At 59.7% G+C, this 13,389-nt stretch carries 13 protein-coding genes; all 13 read right to left on the bottom strand.

The genetic code is table 11. The features are described 5' to 3' along the window. Positions 1–23 precede the first annotated feature (23 nt). The 13 genes from ACDA63_RS09330 to ACDA63_RS09270 all read right to left on the bottom strand — a co-directional run bounded on the left by ACDA63_RS09330 (position 24) and on the right by ACDA63_RS09270 (position 13,332). Complete coding sequence (locus ACDA63_RS09330; RefSeq protein ID WP_373662958.1) at positions 24–983, bottom strand: NAD-dependent epimerase/dehydratase family protein; 960 nt, start codon at positions 981–983, stop codon at positions 24–26. After that, entirely contained in the window at positions 980–1,792 is an 813-nt protein-coding gene (locus ACDA63_RS09325) for a glycosyltransferase family 2 protein (RefSeq protein WP_373662957.1), read from the bottom strand. The genes ACDA63_RS09330 and ACDA63_RS09325 overlap by 4 nt, the downstream gene beginning before the upstream one ends. A gap of 250 nt (positions 1,793–2,042) precedes the next feature. Next, positions 2,043–3,233 (bottom strand): glycosyltransferase, encoded by a 1,191-nt coding sequence (locus ACDA63_RS09320; protein WP_373662956.1) that lies wholly within the window; start codon positions 3,231–3,233, stop codon positions 2,043–2,045. 148 nt (positions 3,234–3,381) lie between these two features. After that, positions 3,382–4,530, bottom strand: a complete 1,149-nt coding sequence (locus ACDA63_RS09315; RefSeq protein WP_373662955.1) for a glycosyltransferase family 4 protein — start codon at positions 4,528–4,530, stop codon at positions 3,382–3,384. Beyond that, positions 4,527–5,426, bottom strand: coding sequence for a GDP-mannose 4,6-dehydratase (locus ACDA63_RS09310; RefSeq protein WP_373662954.1), 900 nt, complete (start codon positions 5,424–5,426; stop codon positions 4,527–4,529). The genes ACDA63_RS09315 and ACDA63_RS09310 overlap by 4 nt, the downstream gene beginning before the upstream one ends. Before the next feature lies 1 nt (position 5,427). After that, positions 5,428–6,474, bottom strand: a complete 1,047-nt coding sequence (gmd, locus tag ACDA63_RS09305) for a GDP-mannose 4,6-dehydratase (protein WP_373662953.1) — start codon at positions 6,472–6,474, stop codon at positions 5,428–5,430. Between the two features lie 29 nt (positions 6,475–6,503). Continuing rightward, positions 6,504–7,499, bottom strand: a complete 996-nt coding sequence (locus tag ACDA63_RS09300) for a glycosyltransferase (protein WP_373662952.1) — start codon at positions 7,497–7,499, stop codon at positions 6,504–6,506. Beyond that, positions 7,492–7,908, bottom strand: coding sequence for a GtrA family protein (locus ACDA63_RS09295; protein WP_373662951.1), 417 nt, complete (start codon positions 7,906–7,908; stop codon positions 7,492–7,494). The genes ACDA63_RS09300 and ACDA63_RS09295 overlap by 8 nt, the downstream gene beginning before the upstream one ends. Further along, positions 7,905–8,894, bottom strand: a complete 990-nt coding sequence (locus ACDA63_RS09290) for an NAD-dependent epimerase/dehydratase family protein (protein WP_373662950.1) — start codon at positions 8,892–8,894, stop codon at positions 7,905–7,907. Before ACDA63_RS09290 ends, ACDA63_RS09295 begins: the two co-directional genes overlap by 4 nt. Before the next feature lie 4 nt (positions 8,895–8,898). Continuing rightward, complete coding sequence (locus tag ACDA63_RS09285) at positions 8,899–10,680, bottom strand: thiamine pyrophosphate-binding protein (RefSeq protein ID WP_373662949.1); 1,782 nt, start codon at positions 10,678–10,680, stop codon at positions 8,899–8,901. After that, complete coding sequence (locus ACDA63_RS09280; RefSeq protein ID WP_373662948.1) at positions 10,680–11,411, bottom strand: hypothetical protein; 732 nt, start codon at positions 11,409–11,411, stop codon at positions 10,680–10,682. The genes ACDA63_RS09285 and ACDA63_RS09280 overlap by 1 nt, the downstream gene beginning before the upstream one ends. Next, positions 11,408–12,229 carry an inositol monophosphatase gene (locus ACDA63_RS09275; protein ID WP_373662947.1) on the bottom strand — a complete coding sequence of 274 codons (822 nt, stop codon included), beginning with the start codon at positions 12,227–12,229 and terminating at the stop codon, positions 11,408–11,410. The genes ACDA63_RS09280 and ACDA63_RS09275 overlap by 4 nt, the downstream gene beginning before the upstream one ends. After that, positions 12,226–13,332 carry a hypothetical protein gene (locus tag ACDA63_RS09270; RefSeq protein WP_373662946.1) on the bottom strand — a complete coding sequence of 369 codons (1,107 nt, stop codon included), beginning with the start codon at positions 13,330–13,332 and terminating at the stop codon, positions 12,226–12,228. Before ACDA63_RS09270 ends, ACDA63_RS09275 begins: the two co-directional genes overlap by 4 nt. Between the last annotated feature and the right edge of the window lie 57 nt (positions 13,333–13,389).

The following is a 13,389-nucleotide window of genomic DNA, read 5'->3' as shown; positions in this document are numbered from 1 at the left end:
CGCGACAGACCATGCAAGAATCATCATTTGTTCCTGTCGTTGCTGGCCACGCATGCAGCCAGCCCCTCGGCGAGGGAAGTGCGCGGTTGCCATCCCAGCTCACGCTGGATTCGTCCGGAGTCATAGCATGCCGAGCCGAGCAGCTTGCCGAGCGACTCGCGGGTCAGCGGCATCGGGCGACCCGTCAAGCGCGAGAGGATGTCACCCGCTGCAGCGGCGGCCTCCATGGCGTAGCGCGGCACTTGCCACGTGCGCGCGGGTCTCCCCGCCGCCACGCGAACCGCATCAAGAATCTGGCGGCCGGAATAGGCGCGCGGATCGGCAACGATGTAGGTCCCACGCGCCTGTGCGTGTTCGCCGGCCAGCAGGATGGCGTCGACCAGATCGCCAACGTAGACGAGCGAACGACGATTGCCGGTTTCTGGCAGAAGCGGAAACACGCCTCGGCCGACCAGCGCAATCATGCGTTCAAGATTGCCCCGTCCGCCCGGGCCATACACCATCGCCAAGCGCAGATTCACTGATTGCATGCCGAAATGTTCGGAGCGTTCGGTCACGCATGTTTCGGCGGCTCGCTTGGCCCGCCCGTAATCGCTGTCGGGTTCCCCGGGCCAGGTTTCATCGACACAGGCCTCGCCCGGTTCGGCCATTGCCTTGACGCTGGAAAGATGAACAAAGCGCGACACACCTGCAGTGCCAGCGGCTTCGATGAGATTGCGTGTGCCTTCGAAATTGACCGCCCACTGCCGTCGCGCCTCAGCCTCGCCGCGCGATTTGAAGGCGTGCGCATGGCCCGCACAGTGGAAAACCGTATGGATGCCTTCGCAGGCGCGCGCCAGCGACGCGTTGTCGGTGACATCGCCCGTCACGCGGCGAACCCCGTCGGCATTTCGTCGTACCAGCAGGCGCGGCTGTCGATCGGCCAGACGGCCGGCAAGGTGCGTGCCGATGAAACCATCTGCGCCAGTGATGAGAATGCTCACACCCACTTCCATCCGTGGATACGGAAAAAGCGCAGCGCGGAGCTGACGAACAGCCTGATGTGACGCCAGCCCTTGCTTGCCGCATCGCCGCCGTGGTGCATGATGCGGACGTCCGGCACATAGGCCAGGCGATCGATCCTGGCCGTTCGCAGGCTGATATCGAAATCTTCGAAATACAGGAAGAAGCTTTCGTCGAACCCACCTACGCGATCGAATGCCTCCTTGCGGAAGAGCATGAAGCATCCGCTGACGATGGGCGGATCCCACAGGACCGTGTCGCCAACGAGATCACGCATCTCGTAGTGTGCCATCCGCCGCGCAAAGAAGCTGCGGAGCCATTCCGGCGCGATCCCTCGCAGGAAGAGGTCGAACACCGACGGAAAGCGCTTGCAGAGGTACTGGCGCGAGCCGTCAACCTCCAGCACGGCTGGGCTGAGCAAGGCGCAGCGGGGGTTTGTTTCCATGAAGGCCAGCGCGCGGGCGAGGGATTCCTCGTCCAGGAGAACATCGGGATTGAGCACCAGCACATAGGGCGCCTGAATGCTGCGCAAACCAAGATTGTGCCCCGCGCCGAAGCCGACATTGCCCTGCCCACCGATCCATGTGACGCCCGGGAAGTCTTGCTCCAATTCTTCGCGCGACACCACGGCAGCACCGCCACCGTTGTCTACGAGAATCAACTGGACGCGTCCCGGCAGGCGTGCAATGGCCTGTCGCAAGGACATCAGGGTCGTTCTCAAATGCCCAGCGTGTGGCCGGAACAGGACGATGGTGACGGCGAGTAGAGCAGACTCCGTAGCGGGCGGCATATCGGGCCAACGCCCCGGGTGTCATGAATGACCCGGTGGCGCGAGAATCGGAAGACAGCCGCACATTGTATCCGCATGCCCGGCATGCGGCACAGTTTGCCCTATCAGCCAAGGGCGTTTGCGATCACTTGATGAATATGCTGGCCGGCCAGCGGCAAGCCGGTCGGCATTTAGGGTCTGGTGGCGTTTGATGTCGGCAAACCGACTGGGCCGGTGCCCATTTGGCACTACCAGCCGTCTTCGCGCTCTGCTACTTGATGGAGGAATCGACTGTCGGATTGATCGACCGCGTACGCCCTTCGAGCGCACCGCCGGTCTGGCGGGCCGGCAGGCGAGCGCCCAGCGTACGGGCATACAGTCGAGCATATCGTGCCCCTGCTTCCCGGATGCCGAACAGATCGCGGCAGCGCTCCTGGGCTGCAATGCCCATGCGACGCGCCAGTTCTGCGTCGTTCGCCAGTTGCGTCATGGCGTTGGCCAGCGCAGCCGGATCGGCCGGAGGCACGACGAGGCCGGTCACGCCATGCAGATTCACATAAGACGTCCCGGTTCCGATCTCGGTCGAGATAAGCGGACGGGCGCATAAGCCGCCTTCGAGCAAGGTCACTCCAAAAGCCTCTGCGCGCAGATGTGAAGGAAATACCACCGCACGCGCCGAGCGCAGCAGCGCCGCCTTGTCGCCGTCGTCGATATAGCCCGTGAAGCGCACGTTGCCCAAGCCTTCGGCCTGCGCAGCAAGGCGATCGCGCTCGGGACCATCACCGGCGATGACCACCTGCAATCCAGTCTGGCGAGCGGCTTCGATCAGGAAATGCAGTCCCTTGTAGTAACGCAGAACACCGACGAAGACGAAATACGGTCTGTCCGGTTGCGCAACATAGCGCGCAACTGCGCCGGAAACGGGATCAGCCAGGGATTGCTCGTCGAGGCATAGCGGAATGATTTCGATTTTCTCGCGATGCCGCGCGAGAAAAGTGCTCGTCATCGCATAGGTCGGCGACGTAGCCACGATCGCGCTGGCTCCTCGGAAGAACAATGCCCGCAGCGGCGAGTACATGGGTTCGACCACGCGCTGGCGCACGATGTCCGAGTGATAGGTGATGACGTAGGGCTTTCCCGGGTTCGCCAGGGTAGCCAGCAGATCGCCGAAGGGCCAAGGATAGTGGAAGTTGAGGACGTCGGCCTCACGCGCAGCCTTCCGGAATGCCATCATCGCTACGGGCGACCCCATGTCGCACGACGCGATCTCAACCGCGCTGCGTGCGCGCCACACGGGAGAGTCGTCCACCATCGTCCTCGCCGGCTCGCAATTCTTGGCCAGCGTGAATACTGAACTCTGCACCCCGCAGGTCGTCAGGCCACGGCAGATCTGCCGGATGGCCTCCTGCAATCCACCTTGGGTTTCAGGGTAGTACGTGCGATAGACGTGAAGAACTTTCACGGCGTAATCCCAGTAAATAGAGGGAGATTCACCCTCGGCCGGGCCGGTTCCGACCCATGATTCCTATGTGCAGGTGCACATTCGACATGATGACGCCTACGGGAATTGCGGAAAGTCAGCCAAACCCTTACAGACAGATGTCTCCTCATCACAAACTGCCGGCCGCTCGATAGACCTCGACCGTCGCAGTCGCAGTACGGTCCCACGAAAAAAGCGCCGCCCGTTCCAAGCCCCGGGCAATCGCCAGCGATCGCCACGATTCATCGTCGAGCGCCTGGCTCAGTTGGGTGCATAGCCCGTCAACGTCGGCGGGGTCGACTTGTCCGCACGCGTCTCCGGCCACCTCAGGCAAAGAGGCAGCGTTGGAGCAGACCACCGGTACGCCAGACGCCATGGCTTCCAGCACAGGCAAGCCAAACCCCTCGTAGAGGGATGGAAAGCAGAATAAACGCGAACCTGAGAACAGAGTGGGAAGATGCCCATCTGGAACAAAACCCAGGTACTTGACCCAACCGGCCCGCGCGCCCGCGTCGATGCGGGCATGGGTTGTCGCACTGCCCCACCCCGCGTAGCCAGCCAGCACCAAAGGCCAGCGAAGCCGGATTGCCTCGGGCAACTTCTCGTATGCCGACAGGAGAACGTCGACGTTCTTGCGCGGCTCGATACTGCCAGCGTAGAAAGCGTACGCGCCGTGCGCCAGCGCATACTGACCAAGAATGGACTGAGTCTCGACAGAGGTCCGGGGGCGGAACTCGCTCGAGGCTGCCAGCGGCACCGTGCGGATGCGATCGGATGGCCAGCCAAAAAACTCAATGACCTCTCTGCGCGTGAACTCTGAAACGGCAATCAATTGCGAGGCGCGCTTGAGAACGAGTGGCAACTCTTTCTGCATATAGCGGACCCGCTCAGTCGGGTGGCAAGCGCTCCATTTGTAAATCGACAGATCGTGGAAGGTCGAAATGCATGGCAGATGACAGCGCGGCAGGTAGAAGTTCGGCCCGTGATAAACGTAGCCATCGAATGACTTCAATGCGCGCGACTGTCTGAAAGCCGAAACGATCCGGTAGGTTTCTACGACCACCTCACTGCGCAACAGCGCGCGACGCATCCTGCGCATCGGCTCCATCCCGTTGCCGCCGGGCAACTCCGGCAACGCAGACCCGACACGATAGTCTTGTAGGTAACGTATTTCGTCGACGCCGGAGATACCGGGCAATCGCTTGGCAAGCTCCCATGCGTAGCGCCCAACTCCCGTCAGTGGCGGGCGAATGGCGTCGGCGCCAAAAATGACTTTCATTCTTCTTTAAGCATCCACGCCAGAGTATCGCGCAAGGGCGGATTCCCCCAGTCACCGATAATCGAACGCAACAGGTCAGGATTGCCCTGCAAGGTGCGGACTTCATTCGCACGGACGAATGCGGGATTGACCTTGATCTCAATAGACCGACCGGTGATCTGCTCGGCCATCGCCACCACTTCGCGTAAGGAATGGACCGTGCCCGAGCACACATTGACCGTCACCCCGGCGGCGCGCGCTTCGACGAGGCGACGATAAGCTTCAGCCACGGCCCGGACGTCACCAAAATCGCGCGAGACATCGAGGTTGCCAAGTTCGATCACTGATTCGCCACGTTTGAAATGCGCGACGATCTTGGGCAGCAGGAAGCTCTCGCTCTGCCCGACGCCCGTATAGTTGAAAGGCCGCACGATCGTGATTGGCAAGCGGGCGTTCCACAGTCTTGCCATGTATTCCATGGCCAGCTTGCTGACGGCGTAATCGTTCGCAGGATCGGGCGGCGCCGTCTCGCTCAGCACACCTTCGGTCGCGTTGCCATAGATGTTGGCGCTGCTGGCGAGCAGCACACTGTCCGGGCGCTCGGGCAAACGCGCAAGCGCATCGAGCAGATTGCGCGTGCCTACCACGTTCACGCGATAGAACGCTTCGGCGTCGCCGTGCGCCACGAACGCGATGGCTGCCAGATGCACGATGACGTTCGGACGGATATCCGTCACCGCATCGATGACCTGTCGTGCATCGAGCAGATCCACTTCACGATAGTTGGTATCGGTCGTTCCTGGCACCGCAGTGCCGATGCCGTGGATTTCATAGCCGGCAGAGACCAACTCGGCCGCAACGTAGCGCCCGGTGAACCCGTGAAGCCCCGTGATTAGAGCTCTGCGAGGCGTCGTCATGTCAGAACGAGAACCCGATTTCGTTGCGACGCATGTCCGCCGTAACCATCATCTGGCACAGTTGCTCCAGCGTTGTCTTTGGCTGCCAGCCAAGCACGCTCTTTGCCTTGCTCGGATCGCCGATCAACAAGTCGACTTCCGCCGGGCGATAGAAGCGCGGGTTGACTTTGACCAACGTCTTGCCGCTGCTCACGCACACGCCGGTCTCGTCCTCGGCTTTCCCACGCCATTCGAGATGGATGTCTACAGCCTTGAACGCCATCGTCACGAAATCGCGCACGCTCTCGGTACGATTGGTTGCCAATACAAAGGTATCGGGCTCGTCAGCCTGCAGCATGCGCCACATACCTTCGACATACTCCTTCGCAAACCCCCAGTCGCGCTTGGCATCCATGTTGCCCAGCTCGAGCACATCCAGTTTGCCCTGCTTGATCTTGGCTACCGAGTCCGTGATCTTGCGCGTCACGAACTCGCGTCCGCGCAGCGGAGATTCGTGGTTGAACAGAATGCCGCTGCTGCCAAAAATGCCGTACGACTCGCGGTAGTTCACCGTCATCCAATGGGCATACAGCTTGGCTACGCCGTATGGGCTGCGCGGGTAGAAGGGTGTCGTCTCCGTCTGCGGAACGGCCTGAACCTTGCCGAACATCTCCGAGGTCGACGCCTGGTAGAAGCGGATCTTCGGATTGACGATGCGGATGGCTTCGAGAAGATTCACCGCTCCGATGCCGGTAATCTCGGCCGTCGTCACCGGCTGCTCGAAGGACACCCCGACAAAACTCTGAGCCGCCAGGTTATAGACCTCCATTGCCTCAGTCTTCTGAAGCAATCGTATGGTCGACGACAGATCGGTCAGGTCATACTCGATGAGATGAAAGTTGGGATGCTTCTGCACTCCCAACTCTTCAATCCGCCAGAAGTTTACTGAACTGGTGCGACGGTAAGCGGCGTAAACAACGTACCCCTTGCCGAGCAGGAGTTCGGAAAGGTAGGCGCCATCCTGTCCGGTGATGCCAGTAATGACCGCGACTTTCTGCGTGTTTGTCATATTGTTAAATCCATGGGTGGTAACAGGGTTCAGATACGAGCGCGGTCTCGTTCACCGACAATCTCGTTGTCGTCATTCGAAGTGCCGCGGCCCTTGTCGAAGTTCACTCTCTCGGACTCCACTACGAGAGGCATGTTGCGGACCTGGGTGTGAATCGCTCCGACGTACTCGCCAAGCAGTCCAATGAAGAACATCTGGATGCCACCGAAGAAGAACAACCCGATCAGCACCGGCGCGATACCAACTTGGAAGAGATTCCAGAACAGCAGCTTTGCAACCAGAAAACCGAAGGCGATCACCAAGCTCAAGATCGACAGCGCAAAGCCCGCCATGGTCATCAGGCGCAGCGGCACCTTCGAATGATTGGTGATGCCGAGCATCGCCATGTCATAGAGCGTATAGAAATTGTTCTTGGTCACGCCCCGCTTACGCCGTGGCTGCCGAAACGGCACAGTCGCAATTGGGAAACCGATCTCGCACACCAGCCCACGGAAATACGGGTATGGATCGCGCAGGTCACGGAGAACATCCACCAAAGCCTTGTCGAATAGGCCGGCTCCAGTGGCGTTCTGGACAAGGGAGACTTCGGATATGCGAGCAATGAACCGATAGTACGAGCGACGCAACCAGAACATCAGTGCGCTTTCTTCGCTCTCGGGTTTCACGGCAAACACTGCCTTGTAACCTTCCTCCCACTTTTTGATGAACTCCGGGATCATTTCCGGCGGGTCCTGCAGGTCGGAGGCGATCTGCACACACGCGTCTCCGCGGGACTGCAGGATGCCGTAGTACGGCGAGCGAATATGTCCGAAGTTGCGCGCATTGACGATGAGTTTCACGCGGCTGTCCCGTTGGGCGATGGCCTTAACCCGCTCGACCGTCCGGTCCGATGAACAGTTGTCGATGAGAATGTGTTCGTAGTCGTAGGGCTGATGCTCCATGACTTGCGCAATGCGCGAGCACAACTCGTCGACGTTGTCCTCCTCATTGAAGCATGGGGTCACGATACTGATCAGCTTACGCATTTCGGAATACCAGTTTCTTGTTGAGCACGAATGCCAAGACGGCCATCGGAAAGAGCATCAACGCACCCGCCCAATAGGCGTTCATGCCAAGCCGTTGCAGCGCACCGATGCATGCAATGTTGAAGAGATAGAGCAGCGCGTACACGAGAGCAAAACGCCAGAGGAGCCTGTTCTCGCGCGACGAGAACACCAATCGGCCGGTGGTCACGAAGTTAAACAACACACCCAGCACAGTCGACAGCAAAGTCGCCACTGCATAATGCAGCCCGACAAACAGACAGAGCGCGTATACGCCGTATCCGAACAGCGTGTTCAAAACACCGACGAACAGGAACCGCACGAAGCGCGGGTCGACCCGATGAGCGATGCGGGCTTCAAGTCGGCGGATCGTTTCGCACGCGCCGCTCATGCTGCAGTTCCTTCCTGCGCGCGCAGATAGGCAGTGGTATCAAGAACTTGATCGCGCACGTCGCGCATAACCATCCCGCATTCACCCATGACCGCCGCCAGGAAATCGCCGTTGCCAATGTAGCGATCGGTGGCGAGCGTTGCGTCCAGTTCAGGACGTTCGATACGGGCGGAACTCCCGATCACGTCGATCACCAACTGTGCCAGCGCGCCGACTTCGATTTCGGCTCCGCCGGCATAGTCGAACACCCCTGGCGAGCGTCCGGCAGCAAGCAACGACAGAGATGTTTCAATTAAAGTCTGCACCGGCATGTAGGCGCGCATCACCGGGCGGTTGGCGCGAATATTGATCGCCCGTCCCTGTAGCGCATCGAGAATGAATGACGCTAGCGCATACGTTTCAGGCTTATTGATGTACGGGCCGGACAGATTGAATACGCGGGGACAGAGATAATTCGCCCCGAGCGCATCTGCGATGCCCGCGAAATAGCATTCGTCTTCGAACTTGAGGCGACCGTACAGATTGGCGTCGGCAGGACGTCCGGGACGGGGCGACAGAAAATCATAGACCGCCCCCGAGGACAATACCGCGACACCAGTTGCGCCGCACATCTTCATTAGGTCGGCCGTCTGACGACGGATTTTCAGATTGCGTGCAACGTAGTCTTCCGCCGACATTCCGCCCACTTTATCCATGGTCAGAAATGCACAATGCAGGACGACCGTCGGACGACCCGGCAACAAATGCATATCGGTAGCGTGCCCGAGCTCGAGCACAGGCAGACGGACGCCTGTATTCGTGCAAAGAGTACGGGCGGATGAGCCGAACAAGAACACACGCTCCAGCGCGGCCTCACCCAGTACAGAGGCAAGGTACTCCGCGCAGGCACGTCCGATCCATCCCCCGGCACCGACGATGAAGTATCGCGTTTCGGAGGAACGAAGCTGCTCGACCAATGCAGAATTGAAGGGGAAAAAAGGCCCCATGTCGTCACCTGCCAGGAAGGTAGCGCCCAACGCGGGCCAACATGTCATCGGGCAATCCAGGGAGCATGTCATACAGCGGGCTCGACGTCAGCGAACCATCTGCGGCCAGGACGGTAGACACAGCAGGCCAATTGGGTTGGTTCGGATCCACGCGAACCACCCACGCCTCCGGCCCGGAGCGATCGTCCAACAGCTTGCGCAAAGCGCCTTCCTCTGCGTCGTTTTCGCGGAGAACACGACACGGGATATCGTAGGCCTCGAATAGCTTCTCCCAGTTGGGAAAACCAAGCCCGGTTTCCGGGTCACAGCCCAGATAGGCCCCGTTGAAGAATTTCTTCTGCGTGGCACGGATTGACGCGTAACCTTGGTTCTCGAGCAGGAAGATCTTGATCGGCAACGAAAAGCGTTTGATGACCGCCAGCTCCTGGAGGTTCTGGGCGAAGCCTCCCTCCCCTTCGGTAAGCACGACACGACGGGAGCGATCGGCAAAAGCGGCTCCGATGGCGGTCGCCAGTCCATATCCCATGCTGGCATGCGCAGCACTGGTGGTGGCCAACTGCCCAGACGCGACTTCGTAACTCTGCAGCGCCCCCGTAAAGGTACCGCCGCTGGAGCAGAGAGCGAGCACGTCCGATGGTTGTGTGGCGCGCGAGAGATTTCCCAGAAAGCGGAAGGAGTTCACATACCCAGGAGCACTCGTGTTGGCCGGCTCAAGGACGGGAATCTGGGCTCTGACCTCCTGCACATAGTCGCTCCACCCATCCTTGTCCTCCCAATGGATCCCTGGCAGCAATGCGGCAAGCGCAGCATCGGGAGAGGCGAGCACTTTGCTGTGACTCGGCGGACCAACACGGTCGAGTTCGGCTTGGGAAGGAAAGACATGCACCAATCGCGCTTGCGGCGCGTACTCGCGGTAATTGAAGCCCGTCTGCTGAAGGTCTAGCTGCGCTCCAAGGACAATGACGACATCCGCTTGCGCCAAAATCAGATTTGCGGCCCGTTGGCCACCCCAGGTTCCAGGCCTTCCCGCAAAAACGGGAGACGCAGTGGGCACACGATCAATAGCGCTCGTCGTGGTGGCAATGGGCAGGCCCATGCGCTCGAATACAGGCAGCGCATTCCATGCGGCCTCTCTGGTCAATAGACCGCCAAACAACATGAGGGGGCGCCGGGCGCCGTTGAGCAGCTTCCTCATGCTGGCAATGTCGTCTTCGCGGGGTGCGATCTCCAGACGAGTCGTGGGACCTGATTCTTTGCAGAGCGTGTCGCGGTCTACCGCGGCGCCCTGAACATCAAGACACACCTCAATGACGACGGGCCCGGGATGCGGGCCTTGGGCAAGACGAGCCAATGACAGGAACCGGGAACGCGAGATCGGCGCACGCAGACACTCGCTACGTACAGAGACCGGAGCACAAATGGCACTTCCGTCCACTTCCTGCACGCCGCGCTGCCTCTCCGGATGGGTCAGCAGATCGGTGGACTTTACCTGGCCGGCGATGACCAGAAGTTCGCGATGCTCGACATAGCATCCGGCCACTGCGGTGACGACATTAGTTAGTCCGGGCCCGGTCGTTACGAGCGCAAAAGCACGCTGACCGTTCTGAGCGCACTGATTGAAGTGCTCCGCGGAAATACCAGCAGAGACTTCGTGGACGACGGGAATGCACTCGAAACGGTTACGAACGCCATCCAGCAAATGCATGATGCCGCCCCCTGCCACAAAGAAGCAGTGGGTGTAACCAAGCTCGACGAGCCACTCTCCAAGCAGTTCTGAGTACTTCATCAAAGATCACCCGTCTTGGCCAAAAGCTGGTGGATGTCGCGAATGGAATCAATCCACATCCGCTCACCATGCAGCATCACGCAGCGCATCCTGTCATGGTTAATCAGCCAAAAGAAAAAGTCGTATTCGAGGCTGGGCGATGGCGCTGTAGTCTGTGACCGAAAGTCTTCGACGAGCGCCAGCAGATCGCCCACTCGCCCCCACAGGTCTCCCCCGAACACATGTAGCGGATTCGCAGGAACGGGGCTGCTGTAGTTTGAAATTCCTTTGACCTTGCTGTTGTAGACGTCGACGATCAGCCTGGGGAATCTGCTGGTGAGTGCTGCCGCGCTGATATGCACCGAGGACTCCGACTCCAGGGCTTCCCTGTGAGGTTCAGAAAACTCGTCGAAGAAGATATCTGGATACCCGAACTGGACCAACGCGTTATGGTCAACTGCTCCCCGCAGCGCATGAGAGAATTTCTCGAACGTATTGGCGCCCGCGCCACAAGCCTGGATGTGAATGGGTACGGGGTATGGCACCCCAGCCACTTCGGCTGCCAGCGCGGCTTCTTGTCCGTCGTCGCACAACAGGGTGACGCTCGCAGGCATGGACGAACGGTGGCGCTTCAGATAGAGCAGAAAATGCACGAGCAGACTGCGGTCCTCGCGGATTTTCATCAGGGGCTTGGGCCGCCCCTCGCTATCGTAGGCGGGTCCGCCGCAGAAGAGATAAAGCGGGATATTCATTGTGCGTCGGCCCTCAGACTGTCATTACGGAAAGTGTGCAAAGCCAAGCCTTGTTCCGCTTTCAGGATCTGCTCCGCGCCTTCAAGAAAACCTGCTTTCGTCCCGGCCACGACGGTGATGCTCCGCCCCGTGATGGCGTACTTGACGGGAATCTGCCTGGACGCCAGCACCGGCAGGAACGCGATGGCATCCCACACACGGATGCCATGACCAATGAATGCCATGTGTCTGCCACAGAGCAACTGATAGAGACCTGCGCAGGCGGAGCCATACCGATACATCCCCGCTGACTCAGCGTCGATCAGGTCCTGCAATGCGCCGCGGGCTTGCCGTGCCTGCTTGTCCTGCTTCGGCGGATAGGCGTAATAGACCGTTCCGTGTTCACTGGACCCGGCCAACGGCAAAGGCTGGGAGTACAGGCTTTGCCCGGCTTCAAGCACGATGTATTGATTGTGTTCAGGCACCACGATGACGGCGCCGTCCAGACGTCCGTCCCGCAGATGGGCCGCCATGTAGCCATAGTTCGGCATCGCCAGCGCATGGTTGTTCGATCCGTCCAGGGGGTCGACGATCAACCATTCACCTTCCCATATTTCGCCGGTATCCAGAGCTTCGTGCCCGCCCTCTTCGGACAACAGACGGCATCCGGGGAGCCGCTCGGCGACGAACCGCTCGGAGATGCGATGCAGCCTCATATCCAGCTCGGTGACGACATCGCGACTCTGGTTGTCTTTCACTTTCTGAACCGTGCGCGTCTGTTGCGAATTACGGGAGCTAAACGCACACGAGACTCGGGCAGCAAGGTTGAGTAGCTTCATACGATTTCCCTGCGGAGAAAACGGACAGCGTCCGCATAGTGTCTGGCAACAAACTCGGACTCAATGCTCTGTTCATCCAAACCAAGGTGGTATTTCAGGAATGCTGGAATGCCAAACTCCTCGAGTTCGGAAAGCTGGACGTAGTCCCTGTCGTTCTTGTCGGCATAACACAGGGCTGCTGCGATGCCGGCCATCAGGTACGTCGGGTTGACGCCGGTGGACAGCAGCAGCCTCAATGCGCCCATCAACCGCCCCGAAGGATGCAGCTTGCGCAGCGGCTCGCGAGCAACGCGCGAAACGGGGTCGAATAGCAAGCGATTCGAGAATCGACGCACTTCCTTGATCGCATAGGACTCGATGAAGTGATGGTCGTAGGGCGTTACCATCTTGAGCGCGCACAGCAGTTCATCGATCACGCCGTCGACGGCGCGCTGAATCGCCGGTTTGGCCAGCGCTTCATGCAGGTAGGTGCAGCCCGCCATATGCCCCAGATAAGCGGCGATGCAATGTGGCGTGTTGTGGATGTAGAGCTTGGCGTCCCACTCCTGATTCAAGCGCTCCACCGGCAGCCAGTGGACGTCCGGCAGCAAGCGCTCCAACGACAGATCCAACTCAGGCGGACGCTGAAGATAGAGCACACCATTTTCGGTGTGAATGGCATAGGGATCGCGAGCGAGGTTGTCCGGCGACGCCGTCGAAGACGTAATGACGTCCGGCACCCCGAAGTAGACCGCGTTCAGTCCATACGATTGCTTGATCCAATCAACCGTGATCGGGTCGTTCTCGAGACTGAAAATCGGGCAGCGCAGCTTTTCTATTCCGGCGGGTAGCCGCGTTGTGTTGCGCGGCCCTACCGAAATGAATGCTATGTCGTACTGCAGGGGCTCCAGCGCGTCAAAAGTCGTCGCAATACGATGCGGCCGGACCCACTTTTCCAGCAACCGCTCACCATCGCTCATGAATGAAAGAAACCCTCCTCTCGAGGAGATTCCATTCACGAGATCCGGCGAGGCATCCAGGATATCCAGTTCAAACGCATCCAGAAGCCAGGGGACGAAACCCCGGCCAATTGCGCCACCGCCAACGATTAGAGCCCGAGCCATGTGCCTGTTTCCTTGCTGTTGTGGGTGGTAGACCGTATTTCTGGCATGCATGCGCCG

It is taken from the genome of Uliginosibacterium sp. sgz301328, from assembly GCF_041807905.1.
Taxonomy (GTDB): domain Bacteria; phylum Pseudomonadota; class Gammaproteobacteria; order Burkholderiales; family Rhodocyclaceae; genus JBGVSA01.
The sequence above is the reverse complement of the archived record's forward strand: the minus strand, read 5'-3'. Positions and strand labels throughout refer to the sequence as shown.

Excerpts from the sequence above, each read along its gene's own strand:
- ACDA63_RS09325 (WP_373662957.1), bottom strand. The coding sequence starts at position 1,792 with ATGCCGCCCGCTACGGAGTCTGCTCTACTCGCCGTCACCATCGTCCTG.
- ACDA63_RS09315 (WP_373662955.1), bottom strand. The coding sequence starts at position 4,530 with ATGAAAGTCATTTTTGGCGCCGACGCCATTCGCCCGCCACTGACGGGA.
- ACDA63_RS09310 (WP_373662954.1), bottom strand. The coding sequence starts at position 5,426 with ATGACGACGCCTCGCAGAGCTCTAATCACGGGGCTTCACGGGTTCACC.
- gmd (WP_373662953.1), bottom strand. The coding sequence starts at position 6,474 with ATGACAAACACGCAGAAAGTCGCGGTCATTACTGGCATCACCGGACAG.
- ACDA63_RS09300 (WP_373662952.1), bottom strand. The coding sequence starts at position 7,499 with ATGCGTAAGCTGATCAGTATCGTGACCCCATGCTTCAATGAGGAGGAC.
- ACDA63_RS09295 (WP_373662951.1), bottom strand. The coding sequence starts at position 7,908 with ATGAGCGGCGCGTGCGAAACGATCCGCCGACTTGAAGCCCGCATCGCT.
- ACDA63_RS09290 (WP_373662950.1), bottom strand. The coding sequence starts at position 8,894 with ATGGGGCCTTTTTTCCCCTTCAATTCTGCATTGGTCGAGCAGCTTCGT.
- ACDA63_RS09285 (WP_373662949.1), bottom strand. The coding sequence starts at position 10,680 with ATGAAGTACTCAGAACTGCTTGGAGAGTGGCTCGTCGAGCTTGGTTAC.
- ACDA63_RS09280 (WP_373662948.1), bottom strand. The coding sequence starts at position 11,411 with ATGAATATCCCGCTTTATCTCTTCTGCGGCGGACCCGCCTACGATAGC.
- ACDA63_RS09275 (WP_373662947.1), bottom strand. The coding sequence starts at position 12,229 with ATGAAGCTACTCAACCTTGCTGCCCGAGTCTCGTGTGCGTTTAGCTCC.
- ACDA63_RS09270 (WP_373662946.1), bottom strand. The coding sequence starts at position 13,332 with ATGGCTCGGGCTCTAATCGTTGGCGGTGGCGCAATTGGCCGGGGTTTC.